The sequence below is a fragment of the Actinoplanes sp. NPDC026670 genome, from assembly GCF_040638175.1.
GTDB lineage: Bacteria > Actinomycetota > Actinomycetes > Mycobacteriales > Micromonosporaceae > Actinoplanes.
In genome coordinates, this window is record NZ_JBEZXU010000078.1 from 1 (window position 1) to 19,241 (window position 19,241).

The window sequence follows — 19,241 nt, forward strand, 5'->3', positions numbered from 1 at the left end:
GGCCCGGCCTTGATGGTCCAGAAACTGGCGATCGTGGCGCCGGTGGCCACCGAGAAGTTCGGGGGCACCCGCGCGCCCCAAACGGTGGGCACCACCACGGGCCACCCCCGCACGGTGGGGCCCGCCCCCCCCCCCGGGCCGGCCCCCGCCGCTCCGCTCAGAGGCCGGCGTCCAGCGGGGCGTCCAGCTTCAGGTTCGGGTGGCGGCCGGCCACCGTCCGCATCCGCCAGCGGTGCGCGAACACCGCGAGCAGCGCACCGTCCCGGACCCGGGTCATCACCTCGACCTGGGACTCCCCGCGCAGCATCTCCTTGCCCTCGGCGTCGGTGACGGCCGCGATCTCGTACGGCAGCCGGTCCAGATGCACCTTGACCCCGAACTCGGCCTCCAGGCGGAAACTGGCCACCTCGAACTGCATCGGCCCGACCGCGGCCAGCACCGGCAGGCCGTCACCACGCAGGTCGGACCGGAGCACCTGCACCACACCCTCGCCGTCGAGCTGCTCGATGCCCCGGCGGAACCGCTTGTAGGCGCCGGTGTCATCGGTCCGGCACACCGCGAAGTGCTCCGGCGGGAACGACGGCAGCGCCGGGTACTGGACCGCCTTGTCGGCGTAGAGCGTGTCACCGATACCGAGCGCGGTCGCGTTGACCAGGCCCACCACGTCACCCGGGAACGCCTCGTCGATGGTGTCGCGGCCCTGCCCGAAGACCTGCTGCGCGTACTTGGTGGTGAACGGCCGCCCGGTCCCGGCGTGCGTGACGATCATGCCGCGCTCGAACCGGCCCGAGCAGATCCGCATGAACGCGACCTGGTCGCGGTGGGCGCGGTTCATGTTCGCCTGGATCTTGAACACGAACCCGGAGAACGGGCTGTCCACCGGCTGCTCGCCACCGGCCGCGGTGGGCCGGGCGGTGGCCGGCGGGGCCATCTCGACCAGGATGTTCAGCAGCTGCCGGACACCCAGGTTGGCGACCGCCGCCCCGAACAGCACAGGCGTGCTGGTGGCGGCCAGGAACGTCGCCTGGTCGTGGTCGGCGCCGGTCATCCCGAGCAGCTCCAGCTCCTCGTTGGCGGTCACCCACTCGGCGCCGTACCGCTCGGCCGCCTCGGCGTCGCCCATCTCCTCCTCGATCGCCAGGTCGGCGCCGCCGGGGGAGCGCTGCATCCGGGTGAACACCCCGGTCCGCCTGTCGATGACGCCGTGGAAGTGCCCGGCGATCCCGACCGGCCAGGTCAGCGGGGTCGGCTTGAGCCCGATCCGCTGCTCGATCTCGTCCATCAGCGCGAGCGCCTCATGGCCCGGCCGGTCCCACTTGTTGATGAACGTGATCACCGGGATGCTGCGCTGCCGGCACACCTCGAACAGCTTCAGCGTCTGCGGCTCCAGGCCCTTGGCCGCGTCCAGCAGCATCACCGCGCTGTCGACGGCGGTCAGCACCCGGTACGTGTCCTCGGAGAAGTCGGCGTGACCGGGCGTGTCGAGCAGGTTGATGACGGTGTCGCCGTAGGAGAACTGGAGAGCCGCCGACGTGACCGAGATGCCACGCTGCTGCTCCATCGCCATCCAGTCGGAGACGACACCCTTGCGGTCGCCCTTGCCGTGCACCGCGCCGGCCTGGCCGATCACACGCGCGTGCAGGGCGAGGGCCTCGGTCATCGTCGACTTGCCGGCGTCCGGGTGGGAGATCACCGCGAACGTACGCCGTCGCGCCGCCTGGGCGGCAACCCCCGCCGCCGATGTCAGCACGTTTTGACTCACCGATCCACACCCCTCACGAAACGATGGCGGCCACCGGCCGCCACACCCCGCAACCATAGTTCAGGTACGGCCGTCGCGTTCCTGTGCCTGTCGCAGCGAGCGTTCGTACGGCACCCAGTCGGCCAGCCGCACCGGAAACCCCTCGCTTTTCAGCCGTTTCACGACGGCCGGATCGTCGTCCACGACGACCGCGATCGCCCCGTCCCGGGCGAGCCGCCGCAGCCGGCTGAGCTTGTAGTCCCGGGCGGGCCGCCGGTCGTCGTCGGGCCGCATCAGCAGCCGCCCGGCCGGCAGCCCGTGCCGCGCGAACCAGGCCTCGGTCACCGGCCGCAGCCACTCCGGCCGCCCGGTCAGCCACACCAGCCGGTGATCGCCGGCATAGCGGTGGACCAGGTCGGTCCCGTCGGCCAGCGGCGTGTCCCGGTCGGCGGCGCGGAAGAACGCCGCCCAGTTCTTCGGCTGCCGCGCGACGTGCCGGAGCCGGTGCCGGACATCGGCGACCACCCCGTCCACGTCGAACACGGCGAACGGCGCGTCAGGCATGTGATCATCCTGCCCGACGCGCCGTCCCGGCCTGTCGTCCGCCCGTTCAGAACTGCCCTGGGGTGTCCAGCTTCCGGTAGAAGGTGATCTCCGGCGTGCCCTCGGCGCCGGCCGCGTGCATGATCTGCCCCACGTCGGGCTGGCTCGCGAAGAACGTGTGGAACGCCGCCTCGTCCGGCCACTCGTCGACGACGACCACCTCGCCGTCGCCGGCGGCGAAGGAGTGCCTGACGTTGCCGAGCTCACGGCCCGCCTTCTCGACGCGGGCCATCAGCTCGGGGTTGGCGTTCGCGAAGCGCTCCAGAGCGTCCGGGTCGGCCTTCAACTTGAGGATCATCATGACGGACATGCCCTCAGCATCAGCCGCCGGACGCTCCCGGACCGCCGCCGGGCCGCGGATTCACTGCGGCGAGTGATCGGCCGCCCGGATCCGGTCCACCATCTTGCGGCGGTCGCTGTCGTCCTGGCCCAGGTCGGCGCCGTCGATCGCGGCCATCAGGGCGGCCCGCTCGGTCTCGGTGAAGCGCCGCAGGTTGGCCAGCACCAGCACCAGCGCCTGGAACTGCTCGTTACGGGTGACCGGGACACTGATCCCCTCGGCCAGCGCCGCCACGTCGACCAGCCGCGGATCGCCCTGCATCAGCCCGAGCAGCAGCACCCGCACCGGCCCGGACGCGGTCGGGAAGAGAGCCCTGATCTCGTCCGGGTTGAGGGTCCGCTGGCTGGCGAACGCCGCGGCCCGGGTGACGAGGTGATCCTGCACCTGCTTGCGGACGGTGTAGAAGGTGCCGCCGACCAGCTGGGTGTGGATCACCCCGTACGCCTCGGCGATCTCCGCCAGTTCGGTGTTGTCGAGCAGCCGGGCCGTCTCCGGCGCGCCGTGCAGCGCCATCTCCCGGACCACCCGCAGCTTGAAGCCGTCGGTGCCGAGGACGAGGGCCTCCAGGCGGGGCAGCAGGAACGGGCTGATCAGCAGCAGGCCGCCGGTGATCACCAGCACGATGAGCGCCGCGCCCGGATCGGGGGAGAAGAAGGTCTTCCACCCGGCCACCGCCAGGATGACCGCGCCGACGCCCCCGACCGCCCACAACCACCATCGATTCATGCTGGAGAACCTAGCGCCTCACCCCTTCAGGCCGGTATGGGCCAAACCTTCGATGAACTGCCGCTGGGCGATCACGAACACGATCAGCACCGGGATCGCGGTCATCGACGCCGCCGACAGCTGCACGTTCCACAGTTGTCCCTGGTAGGCGTCGGTGAACTGGGTGAGCGCCTGGGGCAGCGTGTATTTCGTCCGGGACGAGATGTAGACCACCGGTTCCAGGTACAGGTTCCAGCTGTGCAGGAAGGTGAAGATCGCGACCGCGCCGAGGGCCGGGCGGGCCAGCGGCAGCGCGATCCGCCGGAAGATGGCGGGCCGGCCCAGCCCGTCGATGCGGGCCGCCTCCTCCAGTTCGCCGGGCAGCGTGATGAAGAACTGCCGCATGATGAACGTCGCCAGCACGCTCGGCGGGCCCAGCATCGGGACCAGGATGAGCGGCCAGTGCGTGTCGACCAGGCCGAGGCTGTTGAACATCCGGAACAGCGGCACGATCGTCACCTCGCTCGGGATCAGCAGCCCGGTCAGCACCACCAGGAAGAGGGCGTTCTGCCCGGGGAACCGGATCCGCGCGAACGCGTAGCCGGCCGTCGACGCCACCACCAGGGTGCCCAGCGTGACCACGACCGCGATGTACGCGCTGTTCCAGTACTGCTGAGCGAACGGCTGCATGGTGAACACCTGCCGCCACGGCTCGAGTGTCCAGGTGCCCGGCGCGAAGTCGAACGCGAAGATCGAAGCGTTCGGCTTGAACGAGCTGGTGACCATCCACCAGGTGGGGAAGACGAACGGCACGCACAGCGCCAGCAGCAGGCCGTACAGCAGAAGCTTGTTCTTAGTTCTCATGGAAGACCCACTTCTTGCGCATCTGCCATTGGAGAACGGTCAGCGCCAGCACGATCAGGAACAGCACGACGGACAGGGTGGAGCCGTAGCCGAAGGCGTGGAACTGGAACGCCTGCTGGTACAGGTAGTAGACGAGGACCGTGGTGGAGGTGCCCGGCCCGCCCTGGGTGAGGACGCTGATCTGCGCGAACACCTGCAACGAGCCGACCACCGTGATGATCGAGGTGAGCAGGATCGTCGGGCTGATCAGTGGCAGCGTGATCCGCCGGAAGACGGTCCACGCGCCGGCGCCGTCGGTGCGGGCCGCCTCGTACAGTTCCGGCGGGACACCCTGCAACGCGGCCAGGAACAGCACCATGTTGAGGCCGACGTTCTTGAACACCTGCACGATCACGACCGAGGCCATCGCCGTGCCCTCGGATCGCAGCCAGTTCGGGCCGTCGACGCCGGCCAGGTCGAGGAACGCGTTGATGCCGCCGTTGTCCTGCAGCAGGAAACCCCACACGATGGTCCAGGCCAGCAGCGACACCACGACCGGCGAGAAGAACAGCACCCGGAAGAACGTCGTGCCCCGCAGCTTCTGGTTGAGGAGCACGGCCAGGACCAGAGCAAGACCCAGATTGAGTACGACCAGGCCCGCCGAGAACAGCGCGGTCGCCCGGAGCACGCCCGGGAACTGCGGATCCTCGGCGAGCGCCCGGTAGTTCTGGGCCCCGACGAAGTCGAACGTGTCGGCGAGCACGTTCCACTCGTGCAGGCTGTACCAGACGACCAGCACGAGGGGAACGAACACGAAGGCGACCGCGCCGATCAGGGCCGGGGTGACGAACAGGTAGCCGGTCAGATGGTCGCGCCGCCGGGTGGTCCAGTAGCTCACTTCGCCAGCAGCGGGTTGATGGCTGTGCACACGCCGCCGAGGACCGCCTTGACGTCGGCGCCGGGCTTCCACAGCGGGTCGAGCGCGGCCCGGACCGCCTGGTTGATCTCGGCGCTGCCGGCGTGGCTGGGCTTGACCTTGCCGGTGGCGATGCCGTCGATCACCACGTCCTGCAGCTGTTCCGGCTTGAGCAGCGGGTTCGCCTTGGCCAGGGTGGTCGCGTTCAGCTGCGACTGCCGGGGCGGCGGGAAGAACTGGGCGAGTTTCTCCGAGTTGGCCTGGCTGGTGAAGAATTTGACGAACTCGCTGGCGGCGGCCGTGTTCTTCCCCTTCTTGAGCACGCCGAGCCCGCCCTGCCCGATCACCGAGTAGGCGCCGGCCGGCCCGGCCGGCAGCGGCACCAGGGTCCAGGCGAACGTGCCGTCCTTGAGCAGCGACGCCCGGGAGATCTGGGCGATGGTCATGGCCGACTCGCCGGCGAAGAAGTCGGCGGCCACGCCCGGTGCGGGCAGCGCCTTGCCGGTGAAGACGGCCTGGTGCAGGAAGGTCATCGCGTCGACCATCGGCTGCTGGTCGAAGCCGCAGGTCTTGCCGTCGGCGGTCCAGGCGTCGGCGCCCCAGCCACGGAAGACGGTCGCCAGGTTGGTCCAGTCCTTGTAGTCGAAGTCGCGGATGACCAGACCCTGTTTTCCGGTCTTCGCGGCCGTCGCGCCGGCCACCGCGATCGCGTTCTCCCAGGTCCACTGTTCGCCGGCGGGCAGCGTCTGACCGGCCTGTTTCAGCAGGTCGGTGTTGACGAACACACCGAACGGCGAGGTGGAGAACGGGTACCCGATCAGCTTGCCGTCCTGCTTCCACAACGCGGTCGCCGTGGGCGCGAGGTCGGCGGTGTTCTCGATGCTGTCGTCCAGCGGGACCAGAGCGCCGGACGCCACGAAGTCGGGGGCGGCGCCTTCGAGGATCCATGCGATGTCGGGTGGGTTGCCGCCGGCGATCTGCGTGGTCACCGTGGTGGTGTAGTTCTCCAGCGGCAGCGCCTCGAACGCGACCGTCACGTCCGGGTGGGTCGTCTTGTAGTCGGCGGCGATCGCGTTGAACAGTTCGACGTGGGCCGGGTTCGCCGACCAGGTGGTCATCCGCAGCGTGACCGGACCGTCCGCCTCGGGCTGACTGCCGCAGGCGGTGAGCAGGAGCAATGCGGCTATGGGAGCGAACTTTCGCATGAGGGTCCTTTCTCAGTAACCGCTGATGTCGGGCCAGCGCAGCTCGACACCGTCGGCGCTCAGGTGGTTCTGGAACTCGGTGAGAAGCGAAGGGGTGTTCCGGACGGCGCGTGGGGACACCGCGCGGTCGAGGCAGAAGGCGGCCAGCGCCCCCGCCACCTCGCCGGCGTTCCACTCGACCGGGTGCAGCCGGAACGAGCCGTTGGTGATGTGCGTGGTGCCGATGTTCTTGCCGGCCGCCAGCAGGTTCTCCATCCGCTGGGGCAGCAGCGCGCCGAGCGGGATCTCGAACGGGCAGGACGCCACATCGATGTAGTTGTCGCCCCCGGTGGACGGGTGCAGGTCGATCCGGTACATGCCGACCCCGACCGCGTCGGGATAGGACACCGCGCCCTTGTCGCCGCGCACGGCCAGCGACAGGTCCTGCTCGACGACCGTGTACTCGGCGCGGATCCGGCGCGACTCGCGGACGTACGGCGCCATGGCCAGCCCGTCCGGGCTTCCGGTGACGTCGCCGCGCAGCCGCAGGCCGGGCCAGCCGGTGCCGCCGTCCGGCCGGGGCGCCTCGGTCTGCAGCCAGTACAGGACCGAGCGGGACAGCTCCCGGGCGGCCCGTTCCACCGCGGCCGGGTCGGGGGCGCCTACGTACGGCTCCTCGAAGTAGTCGATCATCGGCCAGTTGACCAGGCAGATGTCGCTCGGATAGGCGCCGCCAGCGAAGTTGCGGCGGGCGGCGATCCGCCGGAACGTCCACAGGTTGCCGTCACCGGGGTTGACCCGCTGGTCGGCGTCGACCAGCCACGGGTCGTCGTCCGGGTTCGGGGTGAACGACCGGGTGGAGATCTGCAGGGTGCGCGGGTTCGGGGTCTGCCAGGACAGCATCGGCGCGCCCCAGAACGGCGGCTGGTAGGCGCGCCAGAAGTCGTAGCGCTCCGGCCGGTCGACGGTGTGGTCGCCGTCGACGTGGTCGATCGCGAAGCACACCGACATCGCCTGCATGTTCGCCGGGTCGGCGATCTCGGCGGCGCTCGGCTCCCCGGTGTCGGCCTGCGACTCGGCGCCGGTGACGTGTTCGGTTCCGGTCATCGGCAGCAGCTCGCCGGTCTCGGTGGCGTCCAGCACGTACGGCGCGGTGAGCACGATCGGGTCGCCGTGGTGCCGGACGGTCACCGAGGTGACCCGGTCGCCGTCGGTCTCCGCCGACACCGGCACGGCCGGTTGCAGCAGCCGCAACCGCCCCGAACCGCGGTAGGGCGCGAGCATCGCCTCCAGGACGGCCACCGCCACCCGCGGTTCGTGACACAGCCGGCTGACGTGCCCGGCGCCCGGGTTGAGGTCCCGGGTGCGGCGGGCCCGATCGGTCAGCGGATAGTGGGCGCGGTAGTAGTCGCGGATGCCGTCGCGCAGCGCCCGGTAACTCGCCGTCACCCCGAACCGCTCGACCCAGCTGTGCTCGTCCGGCGGCACCGCCTGGCTGGTCAGCTGCCCGCCGAGCCAGGCGTGCTCCTCGGTCAGCAGCACCGACCGGCCGGCCCGCAGCGCGGCCAGCGCCGCCGCCACCCCACCGAGCCCACCACCGATGATCACCACGTCGGCCTGCATCTCACGCACGGGCCACCGCCAGCGTCGCCCCGGCCACCGGCTCGCACGGCAGCAGCCGCTGAATCGACCCGCCAGTTCCGTCCAGGATCGCCGACAGCACCTCGACGGCCTGCCAGCCCATCTCCCGCCGCGGAATCCGGAATCCGGTGAACTCCAGGTCCGTGCCGACCGGCCGGGTCGGATCCCCGAGAGCCACAAAAGACAGATCATCGGGTACGGCCAGCGCGCGCCGCCCAGCCTCCTCGGCCAGCATCGCCCCGTCCGCGAACTCTTCCACGAAAATCGCCGTGACCTCCTGCTCCAGTAGTCGATCCATGACCTGTGCGGCCGCGGTGAACGGCACGTGCACGCCGCTGATCCCGGCCTCCCCGACCGCGGCCGTGAAGCCGCTCAGCCGGTCGGCGTGCGACTCGGCGCCCGCGCCCTCACCCACGTAGGCGATCCGCCGGTGGCCCAGCTCGACCGCCCGCCTGACCTGCGCCGCGGTGGCCGCCGGGTAGTCGGCGCCGACATAGGGCACCGGCCCGCCGGCGTCGTCGCGGCGGCCCACGCTCACGAACGGCTGCCCCTCGGCGATCAGCCGGGCCAGCTCGTCCGGGTCGAGCCAGCGGCCGAGCAGGATGCACCCGTCGGCCAGCCGCAGCCGGTTGTCCGAGTGGAAGATCCGCCGCCGCCCGTCCACCACCGGCGCGCTGGTGAACAGCAGCAGGTCACAGCCGATGCTCTCGGCACACTCCTCGATGCCGACCAGGAACGGGTGGTAGAAGTCGCCGAGCCCGGCCGGGAACACCGGCTCGTAGGTGAACACCCCCAGGAACCGGTTGCGCCGGTCGGCCAGCCGCCGGGCGATCGGGTCGGCGACGTAGCCGGTGCGGCGGATCGCCGCGAGCACCCGCTCCCTGGTCTCCGGGGCGATCCGGGCGGCGTCCTCCCGCTCGTTGAGCACCATCGACACGGTGGTCTGGCTGACGCCTGTCATCCGGGCGATGTCCTGCTGCGTCACCCGCCTGCTGCTCGACACTGGGTCCCCTTTGTTGCGCCGGTAATACGCATTAACAAACTGGGGAAATCGTGGGACACGGCATCGGCGGGCGTCAAGGAAAGTCCAGCAGTAATAGGTATTAGCACCTTGACCTGCATCGTTAACGGTCGCGAAACTTCAGGTCATTCGGGGGCCCGTCGTCCGTACCCAAGAAAGGGTTTGATTGTGAAACGACGCTCGTTGATCGCCGGGACCGCCGGCCTGTTCGTCGCTTCCGTGCCCCGCGCGGCGCAGGCCGCCGGGCCGGCCGGCATGCCTGCCTACACCTACCTGCGGGATGCGCTGACCATGCCGCTGGCCTACAACCCGACCGGGGAGTTCATCTTCCCGTGCATCCGCGGCGTCTACGACAAGATCAGCGGCGCCCGCGGCCGTTACTACCTGTACTACGCACCGCACGAGAAGCCCGGCGGCATCTGCGTGGCCTGGGCGAACTCGCTGGCCGGGCCGTTCACCGAGCACACCGCGAACCCGGTCATCGACAACGTGCTGCCCAGCACCACCGTGTCGCACGTGTCGTCACCGCACGTCACCTGGATCCCGTCGGCCCGGCAGTTCTACCTCTACTACCACGGGGAGAACACCACCACCCGGGTCGCCCGGTCCTCGGACGGGCTCACCTTCCGTGACGAGACGCCGATCCTCAGCACCCGGCTCGTGCCCGGCCTCACCGAGACCTCCTACGCCCGGGTGTTCGCGCACAGCGGCCGGTACGTGATGGTCTACATGGGTGTGCTCGGCGGGAAGCGGCACATCTACCACGGCTGGTCACCCAACGGCTGGGACCAGTGGCAGTTCGCCCAGACCCCGTTGATCAGCCCGGCCCCGGACGGGCTCACCGACATCTCCGGCCCGCACGTGGTCGAGCGCAACGGCACCACCTACGTCGCCTACCACGGCAACGACGGGAAGATGCGGATCACCGAGGTCGGCAACGGCTTCGACCGGGAGGTCCACCTCGGCGTCTTCCACACCCCGATCGCCTCCGACAACGGCCGCACCGCCGCGCCGTCGTTCGGCACCGACGGCGGCGTGCAGTACATGTTCTACGAGGCCGGGGCCCGGCTGAACGCCCGCATCTGCATCGCCCGTGCCTCCTGATCTCATCCGGGGCTCCTGATCTCATCATTGCGGGGTGACGCGCCCGCCCGCTGACCCGTCGAGGCTGTAGCCAGGACGGAACGCGGAGGAGTTGCGGGTTGAACGTATCGATCGTCGCGTCGGCCGCTCTGCTGGCGCTGGGTTTGTCACTACTGGCCGGCATCGCCTGGGACCGCCGCCGGCAGCGGGCGTTCATCCGCGAGGGCCCGGTGTTCGCCGCCCGGTTCCGGTCCGCCGGGCCCCGGCCGGCCTGCTGGCGGTTCCTGCGCCGGCGCTGGTCCCGGCGGATGTGGGCATACTGGCGCGACGACGTGCTGGTGATCCGCCGGGGGCCGGTCCTCGACCGCCGGTTGCGGATGTTCGCCCAGATCACCGTGGCCGGGGTGTACGGCCTGTCCGGGCGGCGGGGCGCCCTCGCCGTGCACCTGCGCCTGCCGGACGGCGCGTTGCTCGAGGTCACCGCGCCGTCCGGGGACCGGGTGGAACTGGTCGGCCCGTATCTGGCGGCCGGCATCAGCCACCTGCCCCGGGCCCCCCAGCGCCGCCGCGACCGCCGCCGGCGCTCCTGACCGGAACAACGGAACAGGCCCGGCAGCACGCTGCCGGGCCTGTTCCGTCCCCTCCTACTTCCGGTAATGCCTCAGGAACAGCGCCTCGGCGTGCGCCAGGCGGGCGATCTCGCCCGGGTCGACGCTCTCGTTCGGGGCGTGGATCGCGGCCAGTGGCTCCTCCACCCCGATCAGGATGATCTCGGCTTCCGGGTAGGTGGCGGCGAACACGTTGCACAGCGGGATCGAGCCGCCCTGACCGAGGGTGGCCATGTCCCGGCCGTACGCCTCCCGCATCGCCGACTCCAGCGTGCGGTAGGCCGGGCCGCCGGTGCGGGCCTCGAACGGCTGGCCCAGGGCCTCCGGCTCGACGCTCACCCGCACGCCCCACGGCGCCGCCGCGTGCAGGTGCGCGATCAGCGCGTCCTGCGCCTTGGCGGCGTCGGTGCCCGGCGGCACCCGCAGATTGAGCCGGGCCCGGGCGCGCGGCTGGATCGCCGCCGCCGAACCGACCACCGGCGGGCAGTCGATGCCGAGCACGGTGACCGCGGGCCGCGCCCACACCATGTCGGACACCGTGCCGTCACCGAGCAGCGCCACCCCGTCGTGCAGTCCGGCGTCGGCCCGGAACTGCTCGGCCGGGTAGGGCGCCCCGGTCCAGGTCTGGCCGCTGTCCAGCCCGGCGATCGTGGTGTTGCCGACCCGGTCGCGCAGGGACGACAGGATCTGGATCAGCGCGGCCAGCGCGTCCGGGGCCGGGCCGCCGAACATGCCCGAGTGGACCTCGCCGGCCAGCGCGTCGACCGTCACCACCACGTTGGCCAGGCCGCGCAGCGTCACTGTGGCGGCCGGCGCTCCGACCGCCGCGTTGCCGGTGTCGCAGACCAGGATCGCGTCGGCGGCGAGCAGGTCCGGATGGCGTTCGACGAAATCCTCCAGGCCGCCGGTGCCCTGTTCCTCGGAACCCTCCACGATCAGTTTCAGGTTGACGCCGAGGTCGTCGCCCAGGGCCCGCAGCGCGGTCAGGTGCATGACGATGTTGCCCTTGCAGTCGGCGGCGCCCCGGCCGTACCAGCGTCCGTTCACCTCGGTGAGGGTGAACGGCGGGGTACGCCAGGCCGCCTCGTCCAACGGCGGCTGCACGTCGTAGTGGGCGTACAGCAGCACGGTCGGCGCGTCCGGGTCACGCGACGGGCGTACCCCATGGACTGCTTTGCTGCCGTCGCTGGTGTCGTGCAGGGCCAGGCCGGTGAAGCCGGCCTCGGCGAACCGGTCCACCACCCAGTTCGCCGCCTTCGTGCACTCCTCGGGCGGGAACTGCCGGGGGTCGGCCACCGACGGGATCGCCACCAGCTCGGCCAGGTCGCTGCGGGCCCGGCCCATCAGGGCGGCGACGTCCTCGCGCAGCCCCATCAGGCCACGTCCTCGAGTTTGAGGCCGTCGACGACCTCTTGGAACGGTTCGAGGTATGTCGGGCAGTACACCTTGATGATCAGCAGCTGGCCCTGGACCACCTTGTTGTCGGCGATCACGGGCCGCAGCCCGGGCCCGCCGGCGCCGTTGGTGAGCTGGCCGTAGAGGATGCCGCGACGCAGCGCGTCGTCCGGGTCGAGGCAGACCGCCCCGCCGTCGGCGCCGAGCGTGTTGACGATCTGCTCGGTCGACGGCACCCGCAGCCCGGCCGCGGTGAGTTCGGCCTGCAGCTGGGCGGCCTTCTCGGCGGCCTTGTCGGCCTGGTAGTCGTTGCTGTAGGTGATCAGGCCGATGCCGGCGAACAGCACCACCGTCGCCCCGCAGATGGTGTAGAGCAGCGTGTTGGCTCTCATGCCGCCGACGCCTCCTTCCAGGACGGTTTGCGCAGCCGGTAGAAGAGGTACGGCACCAGCAGGCCCAGGCCGAGCGCGCCACCGGCGACGATCAGCAGGTAGGTGCCGACGCTGCCGGAGCCGAACTGCGACGGCGGGATGAAGCCGATCAGCAGGGCGGCCAACGACGCCGCGAACCCGACGCCGCAGAGCCCGGTGATCATCGGGGCCCGGTAGCCGCGCGGGTGGTCGGGCTGGGTCCTGCGCAGGCGTACGGCAGCCACGAACATCAGCAGGTACATGATCAGGTACACCTGTGTGGTGATCACCGAGAAGATCCAGTACGCGCTGGACACGTCCGGGATGAACGCGTAGGCCAGCGCGATCACGGTCGTCACCAGCCCCTGGGTGACCAGGATGTTCTGCTGCACGCCGTGCTTGTTCAGCTTCTGCAGGAACGGTGGCAGATAGCCCTCCTGCCGGGAGATCAGCAGCAGGCCCTTGGACGGCCCGGCCAGCCAGGTCAGCATGCCGCCCAGCGACGCGGCGACCAGCATGATGCCCAGGATCGGGGTCAGCCACTGGGTGCCGAACTCGGCGAACACCGCGTCGAACGCCTGCATCACCCCGGCGGTCAGCGACAGCTGTTCGGCCGGCACCACCCAGCTGATCGCCAGCGCGGGCAGGATGAAGATCAGCAGCACCAGGCCCATGGCCAGGAACATCGCCCGCGGGAACTCCCGGCCCGGGTTCTTCAGCGAGCCGACGTGCACCGCGTTCATCTCCATGCCCGAGTAGGACAGGAAGTTGTTGACGATCAGCACCAGGCTGGACAGCCCGGCCCAGGCCGGCAGCAGGTGGTCGGCGGTCATCGGGGCGGCCGACTCGTTGCCCTGACCCAGGAACACCGTGCCGAGGATCACCAGGAGGGCGCCCGGGATCAGCGTGCCGATGATCAGGCCGCCGCTGGCCAGGCCGGCGACCCCGCTGGTGCCGCGCGACGAGATCCACACGCCGGTCCAGTAGCAGACCATGATCACGATGGCGGTCCAGACGCCGCTGGAGGCCAGTTCGGGATTGATGACGTACGCCAGCGTGCTCGCCACGAACCCGAGCAGGCTCGGGTAGTAGAAGATCGTCATGGCGAACTGGCACCACACCGCGAGGAAGCCCAGTGGCTTGTTCAGTCCCTCGCTCACCCACTTGTAGACGCCGCCGGACCAGCCGGACGCCAGTTCCGCCGACACCAGCGCGGTCGGCAGCAGGAACACGATGGCCGGCACCAGGTACAGGAAGATGCTGGCCAGGCCGTAGACGGCCATCGTCGGGGACGGGCGCAGACTGGCCACCGAACTCGTGGTCATCAACGCCAGCGCGACCCAGGATATGTAGTTGATGGTCCGCTTGGCGGACACGTCAGTGGAGCTCAACGCCGCCTCCCTTCGTGACAGAGCGGCTTCTGGCGGCATCGTCGGTGTCGGCGGGCGGTTGTCGCCTCATCCGTGGAGAGCGGTTTACCTGCGTTCGATGCGCAGAGCCGTTACCTGCGTTCGGTGCGTATCAGCCCGTTACCTGCGTTCGGTGCGCAGCAGCCCGGTCCGGCCGAAGGTGCGCGCCAGGGCCCGGAAGATCGGGTGCCCGCAGAGGACGCCGAGCGCCACCGCCACCATCGACCCGGCCGCGCCGAGCAGATCCTCCGAACCCAGCGTGGCGCTCTGGGCCAGGTATTCGGTCAGCCCGATCAGGCTCAGCGCCCCCGGCACCAGCAGCCAGAACCCGGGCAGGAAGGAGACCAGCGCCGGTGGCCCGGACGGCAGACGCTCCACGATGTACGCCACCACGGTCAGCACCAGAGCGCCGACGAACCCGCTCAGGTAGCCGCCGAGCACGATGCCGCCCAGGTACTGGCCGGTCCAGCCGGCGTAGAGCACGAAACAGAGCCAGCCGAGGGTACGGGGCGGGCCTGAGTACACCAGATAGCAGCCGATCCCCACGACCAGCGCGCCCAGCCACGGCGCCCACGTGCCGATCGAGTTCTCCGGGGCGCTCACCGGCACCTCGTACCGGGGCAGGTCGACCACCTGCGCGGCCCCGATGATCCCGAAGGCGAGCAGCATCAGCTGCAGGATCCCGGCGACCAGCCGGCTCGCTCCGGTCACCATCTCGGCCGCGGACAGCTCGACCACGGCCATGGTGAGCATGGCGCCGGGCAGGAAGGTGGCCAGCGGGGCGACCATGGCCCGCAGGTCGGCGTCCGCCCAGCCGCTGTCGGCGAGCAGGAACGTGGTCGCGGCGACCAGGAACGACGCGGTCACCGGCATGATCATCTGTACGCTGGCCCAGCGCACGCCGACCATCTTGAACACCCCGACCAGGGCGCCGAAGATCCCGGCGAGCAGCAGGTCCGACCAGGTCGGCTGGAGGATCAGGCAGATCCCGACGGTGAGCACGGCGTAGCCGAGGGCCTGGACCGACAGGTGGAACCGGGGCCGCATCCGGGAGATCGTCCGCAACCGTTCGATGCCCTCCACCGGGGTGATCTCGGTCCGTTCGGCCGCCTTCAGAACGTCGTAGACCGCGGCCGTCTGGTCCAGCCGCAAGCCGCCGTTGAGCATCCGGGTCGGTTCCATGGTGGCCGCTTGACCCGGTTCCAGGGCGACCACCAGATAGGTCGGCAGCACACTGACCCGGGCCTGCGGCGCGCCGTACGCCCGGGCGACCCGCAGCAACCGCTCCTCGATCTGGTTGACCGCCTCACCGGCCGAGGTGAGCGCACTGCCGAGATACTGCAGGAACTCCTGCAACCCGACGTTGTTCATCGGCTGGACGGTAGGTCCACAGCAGTGGCCGACGGCTCACCCCGGGCGGGTGATCCACCGTGCCCGCGAAGGCGCGAGGCTGACCGGCGTGTCCATTGAAGTGCAGTCGAAGAAGGCCGGACCGGGCGTGCTGCTGGCGGCCTGCGTCTCGGCGCTCGTGGTCAACGCCAACACCTCGGCGGTGACGATCCTGCTCCCGGCGATCAGCGCCGACCTCGGTGTCCCGGTCGACCAGCTCCAGTGGGCGGTGACCGGATACATGCTGGTCGGTGCGGCGGTCATCGTCACCTCGGGCGCGCTCGGCGACGTCTTCGGCCGGCGGCGCGTGTTCATCGGCGGGCTGCTGCTGTTCGTCGTCTCGTGCGCGCTGATCGCCCTGGCCGGCTCGGGCGGCGGGGTGATCGCCGGCCGGATGATCCAGGGCGCGGCCGGCTCCACCATCCTGGCCTGCGGCATGAGCCTGCTGTCGGTCGGCTCGGCGGGCGCCGAGCAGATGAGGGCGATCACCATGTGGGGCGCGGCGTCGGCGGTCGGCGCGGCCGCCGGGCCGCTGATCGGCGGGGTCCTGGTCGACTCCACCGGCTGGCAGGGCCTGTTCTGGATCGACGCGGTCGTCGCCGCGATCTGCATCCCGATCGCCCGGTTCACCGTGCGGGAGTCCCGCGACGAGCAGCGCAGCCGGTCGATCGACGTGCTCGGCACGATCCTGGTCGCGGTCGCGCTGGCCCCGCTCGTGCTGGCGCTCAGTGAGGGCAGCTCGTGGGGCTGGCTGTCCGCCCCGACCATCGGCTGCCTGCTGCTCGCGGTCGTCGGCGGGTTCGGGTTCGTGGCCGCCGAGAAGCGCGCCGCCGCCCCGCTGGTCGATCTGGCGCTGCTGCGCAACCGGGTGCTGGTCGGCGCGACCATCGCCATCCTGCTCGTGGCCGGGGCCATCAACGCCCTGATGTACCTGCTCAGCCTCTACTTCCAGGACCCGGCCGCGTTCGGCATGACCCCCCTCGAAGCCGGCCTGGCCACCCTGCCCGCGGCGGCCGCGATGATCGCGATCACTCCGCTGATCACCCCGCTCGCCGTGAAGATCGGGGCGGGCCGGGCCGTCGCGCTCGGGTTCGGGCTGGCCGCCCTGGCCAGCGCCGCGCTCATCCTGGTCGACGCGAGCTGGACCTACTCCACCTTCGTGCTGCCGCTGATCGTGATCGCGGTCGGGCTCGGGCTGGCCAACGGCCCGGCGTCGTCGGCATCCACCTCGGCCGTGCCGGAGGACCAGGTAGGGCAGGCGTCCGGCATCTCCAACATGGCCCGCTACGTCGGCGGCTCCCTGGCCGTCGCGGCGGTCGCCACCGTGTCCACGGCGGTGACCGAGTCCCGTACCGCCGAAGGGGCCTCCACCGCGGACGCGCTGGCCGCCGGCCTGGCCGGCGCGTCGATCCTGATGACCGTGATGTCCGCCGCCGGGGTCGCCCTTATCGTGTTGATGCGCCGGCACCGGGCCGAGAAGCCGCGTGCCGTGCACCTGGCCGCCGCCGCGGCCTCGACCAGCCACACCATCCCCACCCGGCCCGTCCCCACAGGAGGAACCCCGACATGACGGACCTTTTCCGCCGCCGGATGGACCGCGCGGTCACCCAGGCCGCCGAGGCCGGGCTGACCGGCCTGCTCGTCACCCCCGGCCCGGACCTGACCTATTTCACCGGCTACCGGCCGACCGCGATCACCGAGCGGATCACCATGCTGGTGCTCGACGCCGGCCACGATCCGCACCTGATCGTCCCGGTGCTGGAACGCCCGGACGCCGCGAAGGCCGCCGGGGCGGGCGCGGTGACGATCACCGACTGGGCCGACGGGACCGATCCGTTCGCGGCGGCCGCGCGCCTGCTCGACCCGAAGGGCCGCTACGCGGTCTCCGACAACGCGTGGGCGCTGCATCTGCTCGGCCTCCAGGAGGCGCTGCCCGGTTCGGCCTACACGTCGATGACCGGGTCGCTGCCGATGTTGCGGGCGGTCAAGGACGACGACGAGGTGGCCCGGCTGGCTGCCGCGGGCGCGGCCGCCGACGCGGCCTACGAGCAGATCGTGGGGGTACGCTTCGCCGGCCGCACCGAACACGAGATCGGCACCGACCTGGCCGCGCTGCTGCGGGCGCACGGGCACTCGCAGGTCGACTTCACCGTGGTCGGCTCCGGCCCGAACGGCGCGAACCCGCACCACGAGATGGGCGAGCGGGTGATCGCCGACGGCGACATGGTGGTCCTCGACTTCGGTGGCCTCAAGGACGGCTACGGGTCGGACACCACCCGTACCGTGCACGTGGGCGAGCCGACCGCGCACGAACGGGAGGTGTTCGAGATCGTGCGGGAGGCGCAGCAGGCGGCGTTCGAGGCGGTCCGTCCCGGCGTGGCGTGCGAACAGATCGACCGGGTCGCCCGGGACGTGATCACCCGGGCCGGGTACGGCGAGTTCTTCATCCACCGCACCGGCCACGGGATCGGGCTGACCACGCACGAGCCGCCGTACCTGGTCGCGGGGGAGCAGCGTCCGCTGGTGCCGGGCATGTGTTTCTCGATCGAGCCGGGCATCTACCTGCCGGGCCGGTTCGGGGTGCGGATCGAGGACATCGTCACGGTGACCGCCGACGGTGGCCGGCGGCTCAACAACACCAGCCGGGAGTTGCGCATCGTGGCCTGAAATGTCCCTACCGGCAGGGCGGGTATCACCTCGGCCGTTCGGCCATCAGACATATGGAGCAGCCGTCTGAGCCGAACGGGGAGCCGACATGTCCGTGGAGTCGATAGATCTGCGCAGTGACACCCTGAGCCGGCCCGCCCCCGCGATGGTCCAGGCCATGACGGCCGCCGGCCTTGGCGACGACCGGTACGGCGAGAGCACCGCCACCCGGGAGCTCGAGGAACACTGCGCGGCCCTGTTCGGCAAGGAGTCCGGGCTGTTCCTGCCGTCCGCGACGATGAGCAACCAGATCGCCCTGAAGGTCCTCGCCGCCCGTGGCAGCACGGTGCTCTGCGAGACCGGGCATCACCTCGACCAGTTCGCCGCCGCCGCCGGTGACCTCGCCGGAGTGACCGTCGACGCCGTCACCACCCACGACGGCTTTCTCCGCCCTCCGGCCGCCGGCCCAGCGGCCACCGGACTGGTGTGGACCGAGAACACGATCACCGCCCACGGCGGCCGGATCCACCCGCTGCCGCTGCTCACCTCGTTGAAGGCGTGGAGCAGCCGGCACGGCATCCCGGTCTACCTGGACGGGGCACGGATCATGCACGCCGTCGTGGCCACCGGCATCGCCCCGGCCGCCTGGGCCGCCACCAGCGACGCGATGTCGCTGTGTTTCACCAAGGGCCTCGGTGCGCCGCTCGGGTCGGTGCTGCTGGGCACCGCCGACTTCATCCGGGCGGCCCGCCGCTACCGTCTGTGGTACGGCGGCGCGCTGCACCAGTCCGGCCCGTCCGCCGCGGCCGCGCTGTGGGCGCTGCGCCACAACAGCGCCCGGCTCGCCGAGGACCACGCCAACGCCGCCCTATTCGCCGCCATGCTGGCCGAGTCGCCACACTTCGAGGTCACCCGGCCGGACACCAACATCGTGCACGTCGACGTGAGCCGCCTGCACCGGGCGCCGACCGAGTTCGTCGCGCGGGCCGCCGAGACCGGGGTCCGGGTGCTCGCCGGCCGTGGCGTGCCCGCTGGGCGCGCCGAGATCCGTGCCGTCTTCAGCAGCGGCACGCCCCGGCGGCTGGCGATCCGCGCGGCCGAACGGCTGATCGCCGTGGCCGGGCAGTGCCGGCCTACCCGCACCTTGAACCTGGGCCGGGTGCCCTGGTGGGACCGGATCGGCCCGTCCGACCCGGTCACGGTGTCCGCGCAGGCGCAGAGCCGAACCTGGCGCTGAGCCGGGGTTTCACCGGTCCCCATCGCTTCGCGCGGGCCCTGCGGCTCGGCGCGGTTCGCACCGTTCGGTG

At 70.9% G+C, this 19,241-nt stretch carries 18 protein-coding genes; 5 read left to right on the forward strand and 13 right to left on the reverse strand.

Annotated features, from left to right (window positions below; genetic code table 11):
- Positions 1–157: 157 nt before the first annotated feature.
- The 9 genes from AB0E94_RS44870 to AB0E94_RS44910 are packed head-to-tail and all read right to left on the reverse strand — an operon-like array spanning position 158 to position 8,976.
- A complete protein-coding gene (locus AB0E94_RS44870) occupies positions 158–1,762 on the reverse strand; it encodes a peptide chain release factor 3 (RefSeq protein ID WP_360340099.1) in 1,605 nt (534 codons plus the stop codon).
- A 60-nt stretch (positions 1,763–1,822) separates the two neighbouring features.
- Positions 1,823–2,305 carry a hypothetical protein gene (locus AB0E94_RS44875; protein ID WP_360340102.1) on the reverse strand — a complete coding sequence of 161 codons (483 nt, stop codon included), beginning with the start codon at positions 2,303–2,305 and terminating at the stop codon, positions 1,823–1,825.
- A gap of 46 nt (positions 2,306–2,351) precedes the next feature.
- Positions 2,352–2,654, reverse strand: a complete 303-nt coding sequence (locus tag AB0E94_RS44880) for a hypothetical protein (RefSeq protein ID WP_360340105.1) — start codon at positions 2,652–2,654, stop codon at positions 2,352–2,354.
- Between the two features lie 51 nt (positions 2,655–2,705).
- On the reverse strand, positions 2,706–3,410 hold the full coding sequence (locus AB0E94_RS44885; protein ID WP_360340108.1) for a hypothetical protein: 705 nt from the start codon (positions 3,408–3,410) through the stop codon (positions 2,706–2,708).
- Between the two features lie 18 nt (positions 3,411–3,428).
- The gene (locus tag AB0E94_RS44890; RefSeq protein ID WP_360340111.1) at positions 3,429–4,253 is read right to left on the reverse strand and encodes a carbohydrate ABC transporter permease; all 825 of its coding nucleotides are present in this window, start codon (positions 4,251–4,253) and stop codon (positions 3,429–3,431) included.
- A complete protein-coding gene (locus AB0E94_RS44895; protein ID WP_360340114.1) occupies positions 4,243–5,130 on the reverse strand; it encodes a sugar ABC transporter permease in 888 nt (295 codons plus the stop codon). Before AB0E94_RS44895 ends, AB0E94_RS44890 begins: the two co-directional genes overlap by 11 nt.
- On the reverse strand, positions 5,127–6,353 hold the full coding sequence (locus AB0E94_RS44900) for a sugar ABC transporter substrate-binding protein (protein WP_360340117.1): 1,227 nt from the start codon (positions 6,351–6,353) through the stop codon (positions 5,127–5,129). Before AB0E94_RS44900 ends, AB0E94_RS44895 begins: the two co-directional genes overlap by 4 nt.
- Before the next feature lie 12 nt (positions 6,354–6,365).
- Positions 6,366–7,955 (reverse strand): FAD-dependent oxidoreductase, encoded by a 1,590-nt coding sequence (locus tag AB0E94_RS44905; protein ID WP_360340246.1) that lies wholly within the window; start codon positions 7,953–7,955, stop codon positions 6,366–6,368.
- Position 7,956: 1 nt separating this feature from the next.
- Positions 7,957–8,976 (reverse strand): LacI family DNA-binding transcriptional regulator, encoded by a 1,020-nt coding sequence (locus AB0E94_RS44910; RefSeq protein ID WP_360340120.1) that lies wholly within the window; start codon positions 8,974–8,976, stop codon positions 7,957–7,959.
- Between the two features lie 186 nt (positions 8,977–9,162).
- Here AB0E94_RS44910 and AB0E94_RS44915 point away from each other — a divergent pair, with 186 nt between their 5' ends.
- Entirely contained in the window at positions 9,163–10,098 is a 936-nt protein-coding gene (locus AB0E94_RS44915) for a hypothetical protein (RefSeq protein WP_360340123.1), read from the forward strand.
- 98 nt (positions 10,099–10,196) lie between these two features.
- Positions 10,197–10,667 (forward strand): hypothetical protein, encoded by a 471-nt coding sequence (locus tag AB0E94_RS44920; protein ID WP_360340126.1) that lies wholly within the window; start codon positions 10,197–10,199, stop codon positions 10,665–10,667.
- A 54-nt stretch (positions 10,668–10,721) separates the two neighbouring features.
- Here AB0E94_RS44920 and AB0E94_RS44925 read toward each other — a convergent pair whose 3' ends face one another.
- The 4 genes from AB0E94_RS44925 to AB0E94_RS44940 all read right to left on the reverse strand — a co-directional run bounded on the left by AB0E94_RS44925 (position 10,722) and on the right by AB0E94_RS44940 (position 15,270).
- Positions 10,722–12,059, reverse strand: a complete 1,338-nt coding sequence (locus tag AB0E94_RS44925) for a dipeptidase (protein ID WP_360340129.1) — start codon at positions 12,057–12,059, stop codon at positions 10,722–10,724.
- Entirely contained in the window at positions 12,059–12,472 is a 414-nt protein-coding gene (locus AB0E94_RS44930) for a hypothetical protein (protein WP_360340132.1), read from the reverse strand. Before AB0E94_RS44930 ends, AB0E94_RS44925 begins: the two co-directional genes overlap by 1 nt.
- Positions 12,469–13,881: an APC family permease gene (locus AB0E94_RS44935; RefSeq protein WP_360340135.1), complete on the reverse strand. Its 1,413-nt coding sequence runs from the start codon at positions 13,879–13,881 to the stop codon at positions 12,469–12,471. The genes AB0E94_RS44930 and AB0E94_RS44935 overlap by 4 nt, the downstream gene beginning before the upstream one ends.
- A gap of 138 nt (positions 13,882–14,019) precedes the next feature.
- Positions 14,020–15,270, reverse strand: coding sequence for a threonine/serine exporter family protein (locus AB0E94_RS44940; protein ID WP_360340138.1), 1,251 nt, complete (start codon positions 15,268–15,270; stop codon positions 14,020–14,022).
- Between the two features lie 88 nt (positions 15,271–15,358).
- Here AB0E94_RS44940 and AB0E94_RS44945 point away from each other — a divergent pair, with 88 nt between their 5' ends.
- The 3 genes from AB0E94_RS44945 to AB0E94_RS44955 all read left to right on the forward strand — a co-directional run bounded on the left by AB0E94_RS44945 (position 15,359) and on the right by AB0E94_RS44955 (position 19,171).
- A complete protein-coding gene (locus tag AB0E94_RS44945) occupies positions 15,359–16,858 on the forward strand; it encodes an MFS transporter (protein ID WP_360340141.1) in 1,500 nt (499 codons plus the stop codon).
- Entirely contained in the window at positions 16,855–17,955 is a 1,101-nt protein-coding gene (locus AB0E94_RS44950) for an aminopeptidase P family protein (RefSeq protein WP_360340144.1), read from the forward strand. Before AB0E94_RS44945 ends, AB0E94_RS44950 begins: the two co-directional genes overlap by 4 nt.
- 88 nt (positions 17,956–18,043) lie before the next feature.
- The gene (locus tag AB0E94_RS44955; protein WP_360340147.1) at positions 18,044–19,171 is read left to right on the forward strand and encodes a threonine aldolase family protein; all 1,128 of its coding nucleotides are present in this window, start codon (positions 18,044–18,046) and stop codon (positions 19,169–19,171) included.
- Positions 19,172–19,241: the final 70 nt, after the last annotated feature.